21 protein-coding genes and 1 pseudogene are annotated in these 17,889 nt (G+C 68.3%); 7 read left to right on the top strand and 15 right to left on the bottom strand.

The window, feature by feature from the left end:
* Positions 1–7: 7 nt before the first annotated feature.
* The 3 genes from ABID41_RS03955 to ABID41_RS03945 form a co-directional block, all read right to left on the bottom strand.
* On the bottom strand, positions 8–637 hold the full coding sequence (locus ABID41_RS03955; protein WP_331931685.1) for a TetR/AcrR family transcriptional regulator: 630 nt from the start codon (positions 635–637) through the stop codon (positions 8–10).
* Between the two features lie 325 nt (positions 638–962).
* A complete protein-coding gene (locus ABID41_RS03950) occupies positions 963–1,244 on the bottom strand; it encodes a DUF2277 domain-containing protein (protein WP_331931684.1) in 282 nt (93 codons plus the stop codon).
* 80 nt (positions 1,245–1,324) lie between these two features.
* Positions 1,325–2,449, bottom strand: a complete 1,125-nt coding sequence (locus tag ABID41_RS03945; RefSeq protein WP_331931683.1) for a DUF2459 domain-containing protein — start codon at positions 2,447–2,449, stop codon at positions 1,325–1,327.
* A gap of 595 nt (positions 2,450–3,044) precedes the next feature.
* Here ABID41_RS03945 and ABID41_RS03940 point away from each other — a divergent pair.
* On the top strand, positions 3,045–3,605 hold the full coding sequence (locus tag ABID41_RS03940; protein WP_331931682.1) for an HNH endonuclease: 561 nt from the start codon (positions 3,045–3,047) through the stop codon (positions 3,603–3,605).
* A gap of 18 nt (positions 3,606–3,623) precedes the next feature.
* On the opposite strand, the gene ABID41_RS03935 is transcribed toward ABID41_RS03940, so the two are convergent.
* Positions 3,624–4,583: a GlxA family transcriptional regulator gene (locus tag ABID41_RS03935; protein ID WP_331931681.1), complete on the bottom strand. Its 960-nt coding sequence runs from the start codon at positions 4,581–4,583 to the stop codon at positions 3,624–3,626.
* 110 nt (positions 4,584–4,693) lie between these two features.
* On the opposite strand from ABID41_RS03935, the gene ABID41_RS03930 reads away from it, so the two are divergent.
* Positions 4,694–5,335: an HD domain-containing protein gene (locus tag ABID41_RS03930; protein WP_331931680.1), complete on the top strand. Its 642-nt coding sequence runs from the start codon at positions 4,694–4,696 to the stop codon at positions 5,333–5,335.
* Between the two features lie 213 nt (positions 5,336–5,548).
* On the top strand, positions 5,549–6,214 hold the full coding sequence (locus ABID41_RS03925; RefSeq protein ID WP_354297202.1) for a PEPxxWA-CTERM sorting domain-containing protein: 666 nt from the start codon (positions 5,549–5,551) through the stop codon (positions 6,212–6,214).
* On the opposite strand, the gene ABID41_RS03920 is transcribed toward ABID41_RS03925, so the two are convergent.
* The gene (locus tag ABID41_RS03920; RefSeq protein WP_331931921.1) at positions 6,211–6,537 is read right to left on the bottom strand and encodes a hypothetical protein; all 327 of its coding nucleotides are present in this window, start codon (positions 6,535–6,537) and stop codon (positions 6,211–6,213) included. The two genes, ABID41_RS03925 and ABID41_RS03920, sit on opposite strands and share 4 nt — an antisense overlap.
* A gap of 126 nt (positions 6,538–6,663) precedes the next feature.
* Between ABID41_RS03920 and ABID41_RS03915 the strand changes: the two genes are divergently transcribed.
* Positions 6,664–6,936, top strand: a complete 273-nt coding sequence (locus ABID41_RS03915) for a hypothetical protein (RefSeq protein WP_331931922.1) — start codon at positions 6,664–6,666, stop codon at positions 6,934–6,936.
* A 69-nt stretch (positions 6,937–7,005) separates the two neighbouring features.
* Here the strand turns inward: ABID41_RS03915 and ABID41_RS03910 are convergent, their stop codons facing one another.
* The 7 genes and pseudogenes from ABID41_RS03910 to ABID41_RS03880 form a co-directional block, all read right to left on the bottom strand.
* Positions 7,006–7,848 carry a hypothetical protein gene (locus tag ABID41_RS03910; RefSeq protein ID WP_354297201.1) on the bottom strand — a complete coding sequence of 281 codons (843 nt, stop codon included), beginning with the start codon at positions 7,846–7,848 and terminating at the stop codon, positions 7,006–7,008.
* Positions 7,849–7,866: 18 nt separating this feature from the next.
* A pseudogene (locus ABID41_RS03905) lies at positions 7,867–10,425 on the bottom strand (TonB-dependent receptor); the annotation flags it as partial.
* Positions 10,426–10,559: 134 nt separating this feature from the next.
* Entirely contained in the window at positions 10,560–10,826 is a 267-nt protein-coding gene (locus ABID41_RS03900; RefSeq protein WP_331931993.1) for a DUF1294 domain-containing protein, read from the bottom strand.
* Entirely contained in the window at positions 10,823–11,470 is a 648-nt protein-coding gene (locus ABID41_RS03895) for a GNAT family N-acetyltransferase (RefSeq protein ID WP_354297200.1), read from the bottom strand. The genes ABID41_RS03900 and ABID41_RS03895 overlap by 4 nt, the downstream gene beginning before the upstream one ends.
* Entirely contained in the window at positions 11,467–12,024 is a 558-nt protein-coding gene (locus ABID41_RS03890) for a demethoxyubiquinone hydroxylase family protein (RefSeq protein WP_354297199.1), read from the bottom strand. Before ABID41_RS03890 ends, ABID41_RS03895 begins: the two co-directional genes overlap by 4 nt.
* Positions 12,021–12,539, bottom strand: a complete 519-nt coding sequence (locus ABID41_RS03885) for a disulfide bond formation protein B (protein ID WP_331929636.1) — start codon at positions 12,537–12,539, stop codon at positions 12,021–12,023. Before ABID41_RS03885 ends, ABID41_RS03890 begins: the two co-directional genes overlap by 4 nt.
* 28 nt (positions 12,540–12,567) lie before the next feature.
* Positions 12,568–13,146, bottom strand: a complete 579-nt coding sequence (locus ABID41_RS03880; protein WP_331929638.1) for a YqaA family protein — start codon at positions 13,144–13,146, stop codon at positions 12,568–12,570.
* A gap of 258 nt (positions 13,147–13,404) precedes the next feature.
* On the opposite strand from ABID41_RS03880, the gene ABID41_RS03875 reads away from it, so the two are divergent.
* The 3 genes from ABID41_RS03875 (at position 13,405) to ABID41_RS03865 (ending at position 15,304) form a co-directional block, all read left to right on the top strand.
* Positions 13,405–14,439, top strand: coding sequence for an isoaspartyl peptidase/L-asparaginase family protein (locus tag ABID41_RS03875; protein WP_331929640.1), 1,035 nt, complete (start codon positions 13,405–13,407; stop codon positions 14,437–14,439).
* A 9-nt stretch (positions 14,440–14,448) separates the two neighbouring features.
* A complete protein-coding gene (locus tag ABID41_RS03870; RefSeq protein ID WP_331929642.1) occupies positions 14,449–14,724 on the top strand; it encodes a hypothetical protein in 276 nt (91 codons plus the stop codon).
* A 94-nt stretch (positions 14,725–14,818) separates the two neighbouring features.
* Complete coding sequence (locus tag ABID41_RS03865) at positions 14,819–15,304, top strand: MarR family winged helix-turn-helix transcriptional regulator (protein WP_331929644.1); 486 nt, start codon at positions 14,819–14,821, stop codon at positions 15,302–15,304.
* Here ABID41_RS03865 and ABID41_RS03860 read toward each other — a convergent pair.
* The 3 genes from ABID41_RS03860 to ABID41_RS03850 all read right to left on the bottom strand — a co-directional run bounded on the left by ABID41_RS03860 (position 15,301) and on the right by ABID41_RS03850 (position 17,887).
* Positions 15,301–15,609, bottom strand: coding sequence for a hypothetical protein (locus ABID41_RS03860; RefSeq protein WP_331929646.1), 309 nt, complete (start codon positions 15,607–15,609; stop codon positions 15,301–15,303). The genes ABID41_RS03865 and ABID41_RS03860 overlap by 4 nt on opposite strands.
* Before the next feature lie 87 nt (positions 15,610–15,696).
* Positions 15,697–17,568 carry a ferrous iron transporter B gene (feoB, locus tag ABID41_RS03855; RefSeq protein WP_331929648.1) on the bottom strand — a complete coding sequence of 624 codons (1,872 nt, stop codon included), beginning with the start codon at positions 17,566–17,568 and terminating at the stop codon, positions 15,697–15,699.
* A 1-nt stretch (position 17,569) separates the two neighbouring features.
* Positions 17,570–17,887, bottom strand: a complete 318-nt coding sequence (locus ABID41_RS03850) for a FeoA family protein (protein ID WP_331929650.1) — start codon at positions 17,885–17,887, stop codon at positions 17,570–17,572.
* Between the last annotated feature and the right edge of the window lie 2 nt (positions 17,888–17,889).

Genomic DNA, 17,889 nt, shown 5'->3' with positions numbered 1-17,889 from the left:
GGCAGCCTTAGCTCTGGCCGGCCTTGCCGAAAATGCCCATGTGTTCGAAGACGCCGCGCAGGAAGGCCTCGTCGCCGCCGAGGGCCTCCTTCAGCGGATCGAACTGCTTGAAGGCGAACATCTCGGCCAGGCCGTGGGCGGCGCACCAGGCCGCGGTGGTGGCCAGCTCCAGGTCAAGCTCGCTGAGCGGGCCGACGTCGGCCTCGGTCAGGGTGTTGCGCACCTGGCAATAGGCGCTGTCGTCTTCCATGTGGACGTGCTCGGGCAGGTCGTCCTTGTCGCGCGAGGCGTCGTACATGACGCGATAGAGCGCCGGGTTGTCGCGGGCGAAGCGGACATAGGCGACACCCAGCGAGGTCAGCTTGTCGCCGACCGAGCTCTCGCGGTTGCGCGCGGCGGTCATCAGCTCGTTGAGCATGTCCCAGCCCTCGTGCGCCACGGCGTCGAGCAGTTCGCTCTTGTCCTTGAAGTGGTGATAGGGGGCGGCCGGGCTGACCCCGGCTTCGCGTGCGACGGCGCGCAGCGACAAGGCGTTGGGGCCCTCGGATTCCAGCAACCGGCGGGCGGCGTCGATCAGCGCGCGGCGCAGGTCGCCGTGGTGATAGGGCCGGCTCTCGGCGGCTGCAGCTTCTTTCATAGCGTTTACTCTAAATCTGAATCTGGACGGCGTAAAGATCATCTTGACGGCGTTCAGATAGGCGCTATCTTAGCGTTGTTCAAATAACAAAACGCCCTCGCTCTCCCGAGGGTTTCAACTGAAAGGTGTGTGTTATGTCTCTCGTGCGTATCGTTGGCGTCGAACGCCTTTTCGACCGCGTGTTTCCGGTGGTGCTGATCGCTCTTAGCCTCGGCCTGGCGGCGGCCACGGTTTCCGTCGGCGGCTAACGCTCCCCTCTCTCTCCTCCCCACAGTCACGGAAGGGGCCGGTTCGCCGGCCCCTTTTTCGTTGCCCGTGACCCCAGTTAGGCCGGCTGCCTGGCGCCGAAGCGCTCAGCCGAGCGGGCCTTGGCCTTGGCGGCCTCTTCCTCGCGGTCCTTTGGCTTGGCAGTGGTTTCGAGGTTCTCGAACAGGCGGCGGGCGGCGGCCGCGACCTCATCGACGGTAGTGTCGAAGGCTTCGCGATTTGCCTTCGAAGGGGCGTTGAAGCCGGACAGCTTGCGGACGAACTGGAGCGCTGCGTCACGGATCTCCTCATCCGTGGCGGGCGGGTCGAAGTTGAACAACGTCTTGATGTTGCGGCACATGGGCGAGCGTCTCCTTCTCCTTGGCCCCTAAGATAGGGCGGCGAACCGCGCGCGCGACCTTGAGCAGACCGCCGCCCGATCTAAGGCTGCGAGTAGTGGAAGACGCCGCATAGCGAGGCCTCCGACGGCGGCGTCGCCGCGAAGGCCGCCATCGAGATTTCGTAGGGCGCGCGAGGCCGCGTCCAGAAGCCCAGGACCAATTGCCTCGTCGGGCGCTCGCCGCAGAGGCCCGGAGCGCCGCCGGGCGCCGCCGCTTCGAGGTCCACGCGCCGGATTTCGACGAGGCTGTCCGTTGGAACCTGAAGCAGCGCGGCATAGGTCTCTCCGCCGGGCCGGGGCTCGCCGGCGCGAACGAGCCGCTCTGGTCGGGTCACCAGGCGCTGGCCGCGCCCGAAACGGATGACGAAGGCCTCGAAGGTGACCGCTCCGGTGCGCTCGTCCACCCGCCGCATGAGCGGCCTGAACGTGCCCGAATAGACCGGCGGCGTCTCCAGGGCGGCGACCGGCCTGATCTCGCCGGGAACAGGCGTGGCGCCGGCCCGGGTTCGCAGGTCCCAGGACAGGCCGCGCGTGAGCGTGGCGAGCGCGAGATTCACCGGAACCCCGGCGGCGTTCAGCAGCCCGGCGACCCAGTGGTTGCACTGGTGCGCCAGATCGGCGCCCTTCGCGCTCTGGAAGAACAGGGCGTCGGGGTTGCGTCCGCGGCCGATGATGATTGGCCCGCCGGCCTCCAACTGGAAGGTCGCGTCCAACCGGGCCCGCAGACGCTCGAACCCGCGCTCGGTGAGGACCAGCCGGGTGACCGGCCGGCCGAGCGTCTCCGGGCTGGGCTGCGGCATCGGCTCGATGAGCACGGCGGCCGGGTTGCCCGGCGCCAGCATGGAGCGGAGGAAGTCGACGACGCGCATCGGCGTCCAACCCCGCTCGCGATAGAACCGAGCGTCGCCGTAACTGACGGCCGTCCATGGCCCTTTCCGGGGCGTGGCGGCGATCGCCGCCGCGGCGGCGGGCGAAGCCTCCAGCGCTGCGGTCGGCACCACCAGCCTGGAGTGCATCCAGTTGTAGAGCAGATAGACGGTCACCGTGCGCTCGCCGGGCTTCGGCGGGAACAGGGCCGGATCGGCGGGCCGCGCCGTGGCCGCGACGAAGGCCGCCGCTGCGAGCAGGGCGACCAGGGTGACGGCGATCCATTTCCTACGCTTCATGCGATCGCTCCGGCCTGAACACACGTCGCGCGAGTCACGGCGCCCTATACAACCCAATTGGCGGGCGAGCGTTTCGGCCGCTCCTCAGGCCCAAGGCCGCGCGGGCGCCGGCGCTGGAGCCAGGCCAGGGAACAGGGGCATGCATTTCCGAATAACTTACGTTGTAAAATTAATCTGTACATCGCTCAGATTCAGGCCTATCTAAACATCGTCCAGATGGACGAGGCCAGCCGCCGGAGGGCCTCAAGCAGAAGCAAGGGAGTTTCCCGATGACCGTTCTGACCAATCTCGGCCGCATCTTCGACACCACCGTCAGCGTTGCCTTCGTTCTCATCAGCCTGAGCCTGGCCGGCGCGACCGCTGCGGTCGGCGTCTGATGGCCCAGCAGGCGGCTTCGTCCCGCGTCAGCCCCGCCGGGACGAAGCCGCGAGCGCATTTCATAGTCCTGTCTTGAAATCTCGCTTATAATTTCCGGAGTTTCGGGAACCCGCCGCCAGCGGCGATTCGCCGGAACGCTCGGATCGCGAAAGGGGGCCTGTCTTCAGTCTCTACGCGTACGACATAGAAGCCGAAGGGCTTCCGGAAGGGTCCGGCCATGCAGGTGCTTAACCACCCGCCGTCCGGCTGGCCTTGTCTCGTGCTGAACGCCGACTTCCGGCCGCTCAGCTATTATCCGCTGTCCCTCTGGCCATGGCAGGAGGTGATCAAGGCGGTGTTCCTGGACCGTGTGGATGTGGTTTCGACCTACGACCAGGAAGTCCACTCCCCCTCCTTCACGATGCGCCTGCCGAGCGTGGTTTCGCTCAAGCACTACGTGCCGCAGGACCGGCCGCCGGCCTTCACCCGCTTCAATCTGTTCCTGCGGGATTCCTTCCTCTGCCAGTATTGCTCGGCGCCGGACGACCTGACGTTCGACCATGTGGTGCCGCGCTCGCGGGGAGGGCGCACGACCTGGGAAAACATCGTCACCGCCTGCGCCCGCTGCAACCTGATGAAGGGCGGACGCACTCCGGCCGAAGCTCACATGCACCCCTTCCTGGCGCCCTCCCGGCCCACGGCCTTCGAGCTGCAGGAGCGCGGCCGCAAGTTCCCCCCGCACCACCTGCACAAGAGCTGGCTCGACTACCTGTACTGGGACATCGAGCTGGAGGCGTAGAGGGCGCTGACGCCGAAGCTAGCCGGCCGCGTGCTGGCGGCGGTATGCGGCCGGGGACACCCCGACGCGGCGCTCGAAGGCCCGGCGGAAGGTCTCGACGCTGGCGAAGCCGCATCGGGCTCCAGCCAGTTTCGGCGGCTGTCCCTGTTCGAGCAGGCCGCGGGCCGCATCGATCCTGACGCCCTCGACCCAGGCGGACGGGGTGTCTCCGACCTCATCACGGAACAGGCGGGCGAAGTGGCGTGGGCTCATGCCGGCGCGGGCGGCCAGTTCGGCGATGCTGTGGTCGTCGCCCGGGTGGGCGGCGACCCACCGCTGGACCTGCTGCAGGGCGGAGCGCCCGGCGGGCCTGGCCTGCCGTCCGCGGCTATATTGAAGCTGGCCGCCCGGCCTGCGGAAGTACATGACGAGCTGGCTGGCGACGTCGCGCGCGAGTTCCGGGCCGAGATCCTCCTCCACCAGGGCCAGCGCCAGGTCGAGACCAGCGGTGACGCCGGCGGCCGTGCGCACCTTCCCGTCGCGGACATGAATGGCGTTGGCGTCCAGGATCAGGTCGGGAAAGGCCTCGGCCAACCGGCCCGCCAGCGCCCAGTGGGTCGTGACGCGCCGCCCCGACAACAGCCCGGCCTCGGCCAGCAGGAAGGCGCCGGTGCAGACCGAGCCGTAGCGCCTTGCCTGACCGGCGGCCTCTCGCAACCGCTGGAACAACTGCTCGTCGCGCGGCAGGAGATGAAGGTGCGGGGCCCCGGCGACCAGCAAGGTGTCCAGGCTGGGGTGGTCCCTGCCCAGGACGCCGTCTACGGCGAGGCGCATGCCTGAAGAGGCGCGAACCATGCCGGGGGCTGCGCCGAGGACGAGGATTTCATACGCGGGCCGACCGGCCTGGATGTTCGCCTCGGCGAAGACGTCGGCCGGTCCGGACACGTCCAGCAGTTGGACGCCCTGGACGGCGAATATCCCGATGCGGCGTGTTCTCATGGATCTGCGGCCATTTTCGAGGTGGTTTGGCAGGATTAGCAGGAATGCGCCGGAAAGCGCCACGCCATCCGGCGATACGATCGCCTCCTCGTCATTCAAGGAGGCCTACCGTGCCGACGATCCATCCCGCCGCGGCGATCCCCGACAGCAAGCTCGCGCGTGCGATCACCGAGTTCATCCGCGATACCGAAACCGAGCTGCTGTTCAACCACTCCAGCCGCGTGTTCCAGTTCGGCGCGCTGGTAGGGGTGCGCCGCGGGCTGAGCTTCGATCCGGAACTGCTCTATGCCGGCGCGATGTTCCACGACGTCGGGCTGATGCCGAGCCATTCGAGTCATGGCGAACGGTTCGAGGTGGACGGCGCCCACGCCGCGCGGGACTTCCTGCGCAGCCACGGCGTGTCGGAGGCCGACGCCTACACCGTCTGGACGGCGATCGCGTTGCACACCACGCCGGGGGTGCCCGTCCACATGCATCCGGTGGTGGCGCTGGTGACCGCGGGCGTCGAGATGGACGTGCTGGGCCTTGCCTATTCGGGCTATTCCGACGCCGAGCGGGCCGCCGTCGTTGCGGGATTCCCGCGCACGCCGACGTTCAAGGAAGACATCATCCAGGCCTTCTACGACGGCAACAGCCACAGGCCGGAAACGACCTTCGGCAACGTCAACGCCGATGTCCTTGCCGACAAGGAACCGCACTTCCACCGCGGGAACTTCTGCCAGGTGATCCGCAACTCGCCTTGGAGGGGGTGAGGGGACGCTGCTTCTGCACAATTTCCCTCAATAGGCGAGTTGGGGAACGATTATTCTTAACGGCGAGTTAATGGTGTGTTGGCGGTCAGGCGGCTGGGGCCTGTCCGTCGTCCTGCCTGCGCGCCGATGGGGTGAGGGCTGGGGAGTTCGCGTACCAACGAGAACAAGTGGGCGCCCCGTCTCGGCTCGGGCGTCGGGAAGCAGGAGGAGTTCATGAAGCACGCAACGAGCGCGGCGGTTCTGGCCACCGCCATGTTGTTCTGCGGCGCGGAGGCTGCTGAGGGCGCAGTCATCGTTTCGTTCAGCTCCGCCGATGCGGGCCCGCTCGCCGGCAAGACGCTGGTCTGGAATTTCGACGACGTGCAGGACGCCGACTACTCGGTCGCGTTCTCGGCGGGCTCGGGCCTGCGCAGCGTGGCCGCCGGCACGACCTCGACGGCCGCACCGCCGCCGGGCGCCACCGGCTCCTACGCCGCCGTGCGGGGCGGCGGGACCATGACCCTGACGACGCCCGGCATCATGTCCTTGAGCGTCTTCATGGGATCGCCCGACAGCTACAACTCCATCCGCTTCAACTACCTGGACGGAACCTCCGAGAGCCTGAACGGGATCCAGTTGGCGGCCGGCGCCTTCAACGGCGACCAGTCCATCGGCCGCTACATGACCTACGCCTTCGACAAGGTCGTGAATTCGGTGGTGTTCGGCTCGTCGGGGGACTCGTTCGAGTTCGACAACCTGGCGGTCGTCGCTGCGCCGCCGCCGGGGCCGATCACCTCGCCGGTTCCCGAGCCCGCGAGCTGGGCGCTGCTGATGAGCGGCTTCGCCCTGGCCGGGACGGCGATCCGCCGGCGGTCCAAGGCCGTCCCCGCCGCCGGCTAGGCCGCGGAGAAGGCCACGGCGATCTTGGCCTGCGCCTCGTCGCCGATGAGATAGGGCGCGCCGCGGACGGTTCCGCGGTTGGGCGTGCAGACATAGTAGTTCTGCGCGCCCTCGGCCCGCAGGATCAGCATCACCGGTTCGGGCAGCTCGTAGTGGCGCTGGCCCACGTTCAGCACGTAGGTCTTGCCGTCGTGCTGGAAGGAGAGGCTCTCGTAGCGCTCGTCGGCGGTCGGCCAGCCGTTGTCCGCCAGGAAACGACGCACCGAGGCGTAGACCTCCTCGGCCTGCCGGGGGCTGGTGGTGTTGGGCACGAAGAACTGCATGGGCGATCCTGGGCGCGGGAATCTCTGACAGCGGTATAGGACGCCTCGAGCCCGGCGCGAAGGCGCGGCGCCGGAACTTCCCCCGCTGCGGGCGGTTCGCCTCCTGTCAGTTCGAGGAGGTTCCTCATGGTCAATCCAAGGCGCACCCACACCAACGCCGCCGATTCCGCTCCCGGGGTCGACGACGGCCGCGCCACCGGCCGCGGCCCCAGCCTCAATTCCAGGCCGGCCGGACGCCTGGCCGTGATGTGGCTGGTGATCGCCGCCCTGATCATCCTGGCGGTGGCGGTCCTGAGCCGCGGTCAGGAAACCGCAGGCACGCGGCTGGATACCGAGAGCACGGCGCCGCCCGCGACGGCGACGACCCCGCCGAATCCGGCTGCGCCGGCCGGCTACTGATCTGGGCTTGGCAGGCTCACGGAAGGAAAGAAGCCTCCGCTGGGAGGGCCGGCGGAGGCTTCTGCAAGATCAGCGGGCGGCTTTCGCCGGCAGGACGCGAAGGGCGAGGACTTCGCGATTGGGACGGCTGATCCCGTAGAGAACGCCGGGCTGGCTTTCGTCCCAGTCGATAGCCTGGCCCTGGATCGGGACGCCGATCGTGTCTAGGTGGTCGAGCACCGCGCCGCCCTGCGTGGGCAGGGCCAGGACGTAGAGCTCGGGGTGGTCGTGGCCGGTGATGTAGAGCTTGCCGTCCGGCCCCCAGCCGCCGCCCGAGGAGCTCATGGGCTTGAAGCGTTCGAGCACTGAGGGCGGGAAGCTCCAGCTCTGAGTCTGGCGCCACTCGTCGTCGAAGCGGACGAGGACGGTGCTGCGGTGGTCGCGAGGCGCCTCGCCGCCCTTGCCGTCATAGTTGGCGAAGGTCACCCACCAGGCGCCGTCCTTGCGGTCGATCCAGGTCACCGAGCCGCGGCCCGGGCCAAGCGCCACGGTGCGCAGGTGGGTCATGGTCGCCGGGTTGAAGAACTCCACGGCGCTGGAGTGGGGGGTGGAGGGGAAGTTGGAGCTGGCGCAGACCAGTTCCTTGCCGATCACTGCGCAGGAGTTGATGTGCGGATAACGGGCGCGGTCGCCCTTCCATTCGGCCACCTTGGCGCCGGTCTTCTTGTCGTACTTGGCGATGACCGAGTTGGAGACCGCATAGACGTGGTCGCGATCGACGGCGACGCCTTGGCTGGCCTCGGGCGCCTGGAAGCGGCCGACGACCTCGGCGTCGCGGGAGGGCGGAATGGTCGCCGCGGCGGGAGGCGCGGCCTCCTGCGCCGAGGCGGCCGAGGCGGCGAGCGCCCCGGCCAGGACCAATGACCTGATCATCATCATCATCCGTGCCCCTTAGAAGTTGACGGCCGCGCCGATCCAGTAGGTGCGGCCGTAGTTGGCCCATTCCTGCAGGTAGCGGCGACCCGGGCCAGTGACTTCCTGGCGGCCGGTGTTGGAGAGGTTCTGGCCCTCGGCGAAGACGGTGATGTGATCGTTGAAGCGCCACGACAGGCTGGCGTCGAACAGGTGCCGGCCCTTCCAGTACTGGTCGGAGTTCGGGTTGGCGTCGTTGATCGTCTCGAGCTGGCCGCCGATGTAGTTGTGCGAGACTCGGGCCTCGAACGGCCCGCGCTGGTAGTAGATCGACTCGTTGGTGGTGATCTCGGGCTGCTGGAAGAGGCCGGTGACCCGCGGGCCGGCCGAGGTCAGGAAGGTGAACTCGGTGTCCAGCCAGGTGATGTTGCCGTTGAAGCCGAAGCCGTCGAAGGGCTCGGGCAGGAAGGTGAAGGCCTGCTGCACGGCGAACTCGACGCCATTGATCTTGGCCGACTCGGCGTTGCGCGGCGTGGAGACGATGATGCTTTCGGGGCCGCGGCCGAGGTCGAGGGTCTCGGTGGACGAGAGGTCAAAGATCTCGTTTTTGATGTCCTTGGTGAACACCGCCAGCGAGATCATGCCGTCGGCCGGATAGTATTCCACCGAGAGGTCGAAGCCTTCGCTCTCGCGGGCCTTCAGGCCCGGATTGCCCCGGGAGATGGTGGCCTGGCTGCCGTCGAAGTTGACCGATTCGGTCGCCGCGAGGTCGCCGTAGTCGGGCCGGCCGATGGTGTTGGTCCAGGCCGCGTGGACGATCAGGTTCTCCATCGGCTTCCACTGCAGGTGCAGGCTGGGCAGCCAGTTGTCGTAGGAGCCGGAGTTGCTGACCGGAGTCAGCACGCCGTCGGCGCTGCGGATGGCGTCGGAGTCCACCTCGGTGCGCTCGTAGCGAAGGCCCCCCAGCAGCGTGAAGTCGCCCCAGGTGTAGCTGGCCTGGGCGTAGGCGGCATAGACGTCTTCCTTCACCTCGTAGTCGCCGGTCGGCGCGGCGACGGTGGTGACGAAACGGCTGCGGTTGGCGTTGAAGAAGTCCATGGCCACGTCGGCGTCGATGCGCGGCGTCAGCAGGTAGCGGCCGGCGATCAGCTCGCTCGGGCCGGCCTTGTCGACCTCGGCCAGGGTGTAGTTGAAGCCCGGCCCGGCCTTGTAGGTGAACTGGGTGGAGTCGTACTCGCGCTTGGTCGAGCGCAGCAGGCCGCCGAACTTGGCCTTGAGGTTACGGTCCGCCGCGCCGTCGTCGAAGGCGAGGTCGAAGCGCGCCTGGCCGGTCTTCTCGTCGGTCTCGGTCAGCGAGTCGCGGTGCTGCAGGTTGGTGAAGTTGTTGGGGTCGCGGGCGGCCGCCTGGTTCACCGGCGTGAAGATCGGGAACAGCGGCTCGGTGGTGTCGTAGTTGAACGCGTAGTTGGCGGCGTTGGCGTCGACGGTGCGGAACTCCACCGAGTGGTTCGGGACTTCCAGCGCGGCCTGCGAGTAGACGAGGTCGCCGGAGAAGGTCCACTGCGGGGCGAAGTCCCACTCGAACTCGGTGCGGGCCAGGCCGATCTCGCGCTTGGTGATCGGCTGGTTGAGCTGGACCACGGCGCGGCCGCGCTCGAAGTGGCCGCTGGTCGGGGTCTGGGCCGAGACGTTGCCGAGCGGCTCCAGGCGGTACTCGATCCGTTCCTCGTCGTCTTCCATGCGGGCGAAGAGGCCGGAGGCCTCCCAGCGGAAGGTGTCGCTGGGGCGGTACTCGATCTTGGCGTTCACGCCGCTGCGCTGCTTGGTGTTGTTGTACCAGAACAGGCGGTTGTAGGTCGGGACCTGGATGCCGTTGCCGATCGGCGCGCCGGAGGCCACGGGCGCGCCCGCGTCGGTGTATTCGCGCACCGACGGGTCCTGGGACTCGACCTGCGGGATGTCGTAGTCGAGCTGTTCGTGCGAGGCGCCGACGACCACGCCCCACTGGTCCTGGTCGCCGAAGGTGCGGCCGGTGGCGAAGGCCAGGCGATAGGACGGCTTGTCGTTGCGGACATCGCCGCTGCGCTCGTACATGCCATAGGAGGCCATGCCGTTGAAGAACGGGCGGGCGGCGTCGAAGGCGCTGCGGGTGGTGACGTTGATGACGCCGCCGATGGCGTTGCCGTCGTTCTCCGGCGTGACGGTCTTGATGACTTCCAGGCGGCCGGCCATCACCGAGGGGACGATGTCCATCGGCACGGTGCGTCCGCTTTCGTCGACCGAGGCGACCAGGGCGCCGTCGATGGTGGTGCGGTTGTAGGTCGAGCGCAGGCCGCGGATGACCGGGAAGCGCGGCTCGCCCTGGTCTTCCATGACCGAGATGCCGGGGATGCGGCGCAAGGCGGCGGCGGTGTTGTGGTCGGGCAGCTTGCCGATGTCGTCGGCGGAAACCACGTCGGCGACGACGAACTCCTCGCGCTTGACTGCGATGGCCGCGCGCTGGGCTTCGCGCTGGCCGGTGACGACCAGTTCGTCGACGGCGCCAGCGTCGGCTTCGGCGGCGAAGGCCGGCGCGGTCAGGGCCGTGGTGGCGAAGAGAAGCGCGGCGCAACCGGCCGCATACCGAACAAAATACATCTGCATCCCCAGGTGAAAGTGGGGGAGCAGTAGGAACGCCATACGACGGAGCGGTGACGATCAGGTTGTGGAATTGCGAAACCGCCCGCAGAAGGTCAGGCGCGTATGGTCAGCAGAACCAGAGCGCTCGCCTCCAGGATGGTGACGGCAGATAGATATGCGCCAAAAGGTTGTTTTCGGGTCTTGTGCCGAAAGGCCTGCTGGGCCGCGACGGCGCCGAAGGCCCCGCCGGCCGCCGCCAGGGAAAGGAGCGTCCGTTCACTGATTCTCCGGTCGCCGCGGACGGCGCAGGCCTTGTCCCATCCCATGGCCGCGAAGGCCGCAAGGTTGATCGCAGCGAGATAGAGGAGGAGGGCGGTCACGCCCCGGCGTGCGGCTCGCGCCACATGGCCCACATCTCCGGCGCGTCGGGCGTGGGCTTGAGCACCTCGATCACCTCGAAGCCGTACCGGCGGTAGAGGGGCACGTTGGCCGGGCTGGAGGATTCCAGATAGGCGGGCAGGCCTTGCTCGTCGATGCGGGCCAGGCCGTGGGCCAGCAGGCGGGAGCCGACGCCCAGGCCTTGCGCGTCCGGCCGGACGCCGACGAACCAGAGATAGGCGTGCGGCGGCGACTTCGGATGGCGCGCGTCCATCTTGGCGCGCAGGGCCGACATCCGCGAGAACCGTGAGAGGCCGGTCACCGAAAGGATGCGCGGAAGCGTCCGCAGCTCCTGGAGAAGCGGCGTCGGGACGTCGAGGCTCTCGGAGGGCAGCCAGATGGCGGCCGCGCCGCCGGCCGGCGGACGCCAGATCTCGCCGTCCGCCAGCCCGATGGCGGTCAGCATGCCGAAGAGCTTGCGGCGGGCGGCGTCGTGCTGGGCGTCGGCGCGCAGGAACCAGTTGAACACCGGATCGGTGGTGAAGGCGGCGGCGAGGTCGTCGGCCACCGCCGCAAGGTCCCGGGCCGAGGCCTGGACCGGCGAATCCGCGCCCCGGCGAAGGGCGAGGATTTCGTCCTCGGTCACAGCTTCTCGCTGATCTTGATGGCCGCGCGGCAGCCGGCGCGGATCACCGCGGCGAGCACCGGATAGCCGGGCGCCTCGCGGGCGCCGGCCGCCAGGGCGTGGTCGCGGTGGCCGATCTCCTCGTCGCGGAACTTGGAGAGTTCGGCGGCCAGCTCCGGCTCGCGGCTCTCCAGCTCGGCGATCTGGCCGGCATAGTGCTTTTCGATGACGTCCTCGACCGCCTCGGTGCAGGCGTGGGCGGCCTTCTCGCCGAGCAGGGCGGTGCCGGCGCCCAGGGCGAAGCCGGCGACGCGCCAGAACGGGGCCATGGCCGTTGGCCGGACCTGATGCTGGTTGAGCAGCTTGTCGAAGCGGTCGAGGTGGAGGGCCTCGTGGCCTTCCATCTCTTCGAGCTCGCCGGTGATCTTCTGCTTGCCGCTGGCCGCGCCGAGCACCGCGCGCTGGCCGCGATAGATGTGCACGGCGCCCAGTTCGCCAGCGTGGTCGACCCGCAGGATCTCGGCGAGGCGGCCGCTCATGGCGCCGACGCCTGGACGGGGGAGCTTCTGGCTCATGACGTCTTCCTTCTTTCGTGACCGACGGCGAGCAGGCTGAGGACGGTCAGGCCCAGCGAGGCGATGGCGTTCCATCCGGCCATCGAGAGGCCGAGGAACACCCAGGCGGCCTTGTCGCAAGCCGGCGGCTTGATCTTGGCGCCGCCCAGCAGGTCCGTCATGGCGCCGGTGCTGACCGTGCCGCCGCCGCCCGCGCAGGCCGTGGGGCCGGGCCACCACTTCCACTCCACCCCCGCATGATACACCGCCAAGGCGAGGCCGGCGGCGAAGATCAGCGCCAGCAGGGCGTCGATTGGCGCGCGCCAGCGGTCGCCGCCGCGCATGCGCACGACGAACATGCCGGCTAGGGCGACGCCCGCGGCGACCCAATAGACCTCCCGCGCGCGCAGGCAGAGGGCGCAGGGGGCCAGGCCTCCGATGGTCTCGAACCCATGGGCGATGGCGAGCATCAGCAGGGAGACGACCAGGGCGGTCAGTCGCCAGCGTTGCAGGAAGGGGCTCAGGAATGCGCTCATTCGGGACTCAAAAGCTGCGCCGTCGAGATCAGGTGAGCATTTTCCACGCAACGATCAAGGCGACCAGAGCGATCGCGCCGATCGTGCCGTAAAGCGCCATGCGCTTTTCGAATTCCTCCAGCATGCGCGGGCCGAAGTATTTGAGGATCGCTGCGACCACAAAGAAGCGGAACCCGCGGGTCAGGATCGAGGCCCAGATGAAGGTGACGAGCGAGAACTTGGCCAGGCCTGCGGTGATCGTCACCAGCTTGTAGGGGATGGGCGTCGCGCCCTTGATGAGGATCACCCACAGGCCCCAGTCGGCGAACCAGCGCTCGAAGGCGGCCTTGCCGTCGGGGTGGCCGATCAGCCTCAGCAGCCACATGCCGACGGGCTCTAGATAGAAGCCGATCGCATAGCCGAGCAGGCCGCCGAGCACCGAGGCGGCGGTGCAGATGCCGGCGTAGACGAAGGCCTTGTTTGGCCGCGCCAGCACCATGGGCGCCAGCATCACGTCGGGCGGAATGGGGAAGAACGAGCTTTCGGCGAAGGAAATGACCGCCAGGCCGGCGGGGGCGTGGCGCGAGCCGGCCAGCCCCATGGCCCAGGCGTAGAGTTTGCGAAGCATGGCGATCCGACTTGAGGTTCACGCCTTGCTAGCAGGCGTGGGGACGCTTGTCTCCGGCGGCCGGGTCGGGCAAGTGCTGGAGTTCGGAAACTGCTGCGAGCGTGATCATCGCCCATGCCAAGGCAGGGGAATCGCATCTGGCTCATGGAGTGGGGCCGGTCAGTCACCCTTCTCCCCTTGCGGGAGAAGGACGAGCTTTCATATGCGATCGCCCTGCCTGCCAAGGGAAGGGCTCGCCAAACCCAAAGGGGAGGGACGATGCGTATCCTTGCACTCGCCGCGGCGATCGGACTGGTCATGAGCTCGCCGGCCCTGGCTGCGCCCAAATGGGCCATCGTGGTGCATGGCGGCGCGGGGGTGATCGAGCGCAGCGACCTGACGCCCGAGCAGGAAAAGGCCTATCGCTCGGCCATGACGCGGGTGACGGAGGCGGGCGCCAAGGTGCTGCGCGAGGGTGGCACGGCTCTGGACGCCATCGAGGCGACCATCCACCTGCTGGAGGACGACCCGCTGTTCAACGCCGGCCGCGGGGCGGTGTTCACGGCCGAAGGCCGCAACGAGCTCGACTCCTCGATCATGGACGGCAAGACCCTGGCGGCGGGCGCCGTGGCCGGGGTGACGCGGACCCGCCACCCGATCTCGCTGGCGCGGGCGGTGATGGAGAAGTCGCCGCACGTCATGCTGATGGGTGATGGCGCGGACGCCTTCTCCAAGGCGCAGGGCCTGGAACAGGTCGATCCCAGCTACTTCTTCACCGAGCGCCGGTGGGTCGCCCTGGAGAACTTCCTGAAGGCGAACAACCTGCCGATCCCGCCCAAGCCGACCGGCGGCGCGCCGGATCCGGCCCAGGGCCTCGCCCACGACGAGGGCAAGAAGGGGACCGTCGGGGTCGTGGCGCTGGACAGCCACGGCAACGTGGCCGCGGGCACCTCGACCGGCGGCACGACCGGCAAACGCTGGGGCCGGGTGGGCGACGCCCCGATCATCGGGGCGGGCACCTACGCCTCCAACGAGTCCTGCGCGGTGTCGGCGACCGGAACCGGCGAGTTCTTCGTCCGGCGGACTGTCGCGCGCGACATTTGCTCGCTGGTCGAGCTGAAGGGCATGACCCTGCAGGCCGCGGCTGACGAGGTCGTCCAGAAGAAGCTGACCGCCATGGGCGGGGACGGCGGGATCATCGCCGTGGCGCCGGACGGACAGATCGCCTGGAGCTTCAACACTTCGGGCATGTATCGCGCCGCCATGGCCGACGGCCGGGCGCTGACGGTGGGCATCTACAAGGACGAGCCCTAAATTAGCGCGATGGCTCAAATCGACCCGACCGCCGACCTGACCGAAGCCGCCGAAGAGGAACTGGACCGCGCCTGCGCGCTCAGCCGGCGGGACATGGCCGCCTGCACGCCCTGGGGCGATACCTATGAGGGCTATACGCCGGCTGGTCGCGATGTGTGCTTCGAGCGCAATTATCTCTGGGCCGGCGAGATCGGCGGCGACATCTGCGTCGAAGTCGTGGTCTATTTTCCCGAAGCCTACGAGCAGGGTGTGCGGCTGACGCGCACCGTCAGTGGGGAACGGTGAGCTCTGGCGGCGCCGCGAAACGGGACGCCGGTCGGGCATCGAGGGGACGCCGAGGTAGAAGCACCCGATAGGCGATCCAGGGAGGGAAGAGGCCATGAGCCAGTCCGCCGCGCTTTCGGACGAGACGACGGGTGCGCTGAAACTGGACGCCTATCTGCCCTATCGGCTGTCGGTGGCCTCGAACGCGGTGAGCGGCCTGATCGCCAGGGCCTATGAAGACCGCTTCGGCCTGTCGATCCCTCAGTGGCGGCTGATCTGCGTGTTGGCGGAGGACGGCGGCAAGACCCAGCGCGAGATCGTCGCGCGGACGGTGATGGACAAGGTGACGGTCAGCCGGGCGGCGCGGGAACTGGTCGCCAGGCGTCTGGCGGCGCGCAGCAGCAACAAGGCGGACGGCCGCTCCCACGTCCTGACGCTGACGCGCGAGGGGGAGCGGATGCACGCGGAGATATCGCCCCTGGCCCTGGCTTATGAGGCGGCGCTGATCGCGGGACTCGCCCCGGCCGAGGTGGCGCAGCTCAAGCGGCTGCTGATCCGGCTTCAGGGCGCGGCCGGCGCGCTGTCCGGCGCGGAAAGCTAGTGGGCCGTGGCGGGCTTGAGGCCCCAGCGGTGGGAGCCTTCGCCGAAACGCAGATGGAAGCCGTAGGCCGCCCGGCGAGCCTCGTCGCGCCAGGTCTCCTCGAAGGAGAGGATGACGGCGTTCTCGAGTTCCTCGGGGATATTCTTCACGTCGACGCCGATGTCGCGGGCGACGTTCACGATGACGTCGCGCCGATGCGCCTCCCCGCCGAAGTACAGGAGAGTCTCGCGGATACGTTCGACGAGGTGTTCGGTCGTCGGCCGCTTGGTCGCCTTCGCGCGAGTCTTGGTCTGAGTCTGGTTCATGCTTGCCCCTACCCTTTGGTCAAAAAGTAGGGACACTGCGTTTATCGGAGGGTTAAGTTGTTTGCTTAACGACAGCTTTAGGTTGTTCTAGCCGCCTCCGAGGGCCACGGTCGTGTGGTAGACGATGAAGGCGGCGAGATAGGCCAGCGTGACCATGTAGCTGAACATCACGGTCGGCCAGAGCCAGCCGTTGGTCTCACGCTTGACCACGCCCAGGGTAGGGGCGCACTGGGGCGCGAAGACGTACCAAGCCAGGAACGCGAGGCCGGTCGCCAGCGACCAGTGGCTGGCCAGGGTGGAGGCCAGGGCGCCGACATTTTCCTCGGCTCCGCCAACCGCATAGACCGTGCCCAGGGTGGCGACGGCGACTTCGCGGGCCGCCATGCCGGGGACCAGGGCGATGGACATCTGCCAGTTGAAGCCGATGGGCGCGAGCACGGGCTGGATCGCATGGCCGATCATGCCGGCGAAGCTGTAGTCGATGGCCGGGCCGGTGGCGCCTTCCGGCGGATAGGGGAAGGTCGACAGCACCCAGATCAGGACCATCAGCGGCAGGATGATGCGGCCGGCGCGGTTGATGAAGATCTTTGCGCGCAACAGCAGGTTGCGGATGACGTTCATCGGATCGGGCAACTTGTAGGTCGGCAGCTCCATCAGGAACGGCTCCACCGCCGTGCGCCAGAATATGCGGCGGACCACGAACGAGACCACCAGGGCGCTGACGATGCCGCTGGCGTAGAGCCCGAACATCACCAGTCCCTGCAGGTTGAACAGGCCCCAGACCCGGGTGTTGGGAATGAAGGCGCCGATGATCAGGGTGTAGACCGGGATCCGAGCCGAGCAGGTCATCAGGGGGGCCACGAGGATGGTGGTGATCCGGTCGCGCTTGGAGTCGATGACCCGCGTGGCCATGATCCCCGGGATCGCGCAGGCGAAGGACGACAGCAGCGGAATGAAGGCGCGCCCGTGCAGGCCTGCGCCGCCCATGATCCGATCCATCAGGAAGGCGGCCCGGGCCATGTACCCGAAGTCCTCCAGCATGATGATGAAGAAGAACAGGATCAGGATCTGCGGCAGGAAGACCAGCACGCTGCCGACCCCGGCGATGAGGCCGTCGGCGATCAGGCTGCGCAGCATGGGATTGGGGACGTAGGCCCCCACGAACCCGCCGAGCCAGGTGAAGACCGCCTCGATGGCGTCCATGGCCGGGGTCGCCCAGGTGAACACCGCCTGGAACATGACGAACAGTAGGCCCAGCAGGATGGCCAGGCCCGCCACCGGGTGCAGCAGCACCGCATCGACGCGGCCTGTCCAGGTGTCGGGGTGCTCGGGCGGGCGCACATAGGTCCGCACCAGGCGCTGGGCCTCGGAGTGGGCCTGGCGGATCTCGGCCGCGTTCGGCTCGCGCCAGGTGTTCTCGCCCGCGAGATGGCCGGCGGCGACCAGGGCGTCGACCTGGGCGAGCAGGTCCTCGATGCCCCGCTTGCGGGTGGCGACGGTGGTGACGATCGGGGCGCCGAGTTCGCGCGAGAGACCTTCGAGGTCGATGCGCAGGCCCTGGCGCTGGGCGATGTCGTACATGTTGAGCGCCAGCACCATCGGCCGGCCGACCTGCTTCAGCTCCAAGGCCAGGCGCAGGACGAGGCGCAGGTTGGTGGCGTCGGCGACGCAGATCACCACCTCCGGCGGGACCTCGCCCTCCAAGCGGCCGAGCACGGCGTCGCGGGTGACGGCTTCGTCGGGGCTGCGGGCGCGCAGCGAATAGGTGCCGGGCAGGTCGACGACAAAGAGGTTGCGCCCGGCGGGCGAGACGACGACGCCTTCCTTCCGCTCGACGGTGACCCCGGCGTAGTTGGCGACCTTCTGGCGCGAGCCGGTCAGGGCGTTGAAAAGCGCGGTCTTGCCGGAATTCGGATTGCCGACCAGGGCGACCCTGGCCGGCGACAAGGTCTGGTTCATCTCAACGCGGGTCCAGCAGGAAGAGCACGTCCGCGGCGTCGCGGCGGCGCAGGGCCACCCGCATGTCGTCCAGGCGCACGGCGATCGGATCGCGCCCGATGGCGCCCTGGTGGATCACCTCGAGCCGGGCGCCTTCCACGAAGCCGAACTCCAACAGGCGGCGCTGCAGCTCCTCGACGGAAACCCCGTGATCGTCATGAGCCTCGGCCCGCACCTCGACGATGATCCCGGCGTCGCCAACGGAGGCTTCGCTCAGGCGCACCACAGCGCCCGCGGCAGCGTCGGCGGCTGTCGCCAGCCGGGGAGTGTGGGTGTTCATAC

This window comes from Phenylobacterium koreense (genome assembly GCF_040545335.1).
Classification (GTDB): Bacteria; Pseudomonadota; Alphaproteobacteria; order Caulobacterales; family Caulobacteraceae; genus Phenylobacterium; species Phenylobacterium koreense.
The sequence above is the reverse complement of the archived record's forward strand: the minus strand, read 5'-3'. Positions and strand labels throughout refer to the sequence as shown.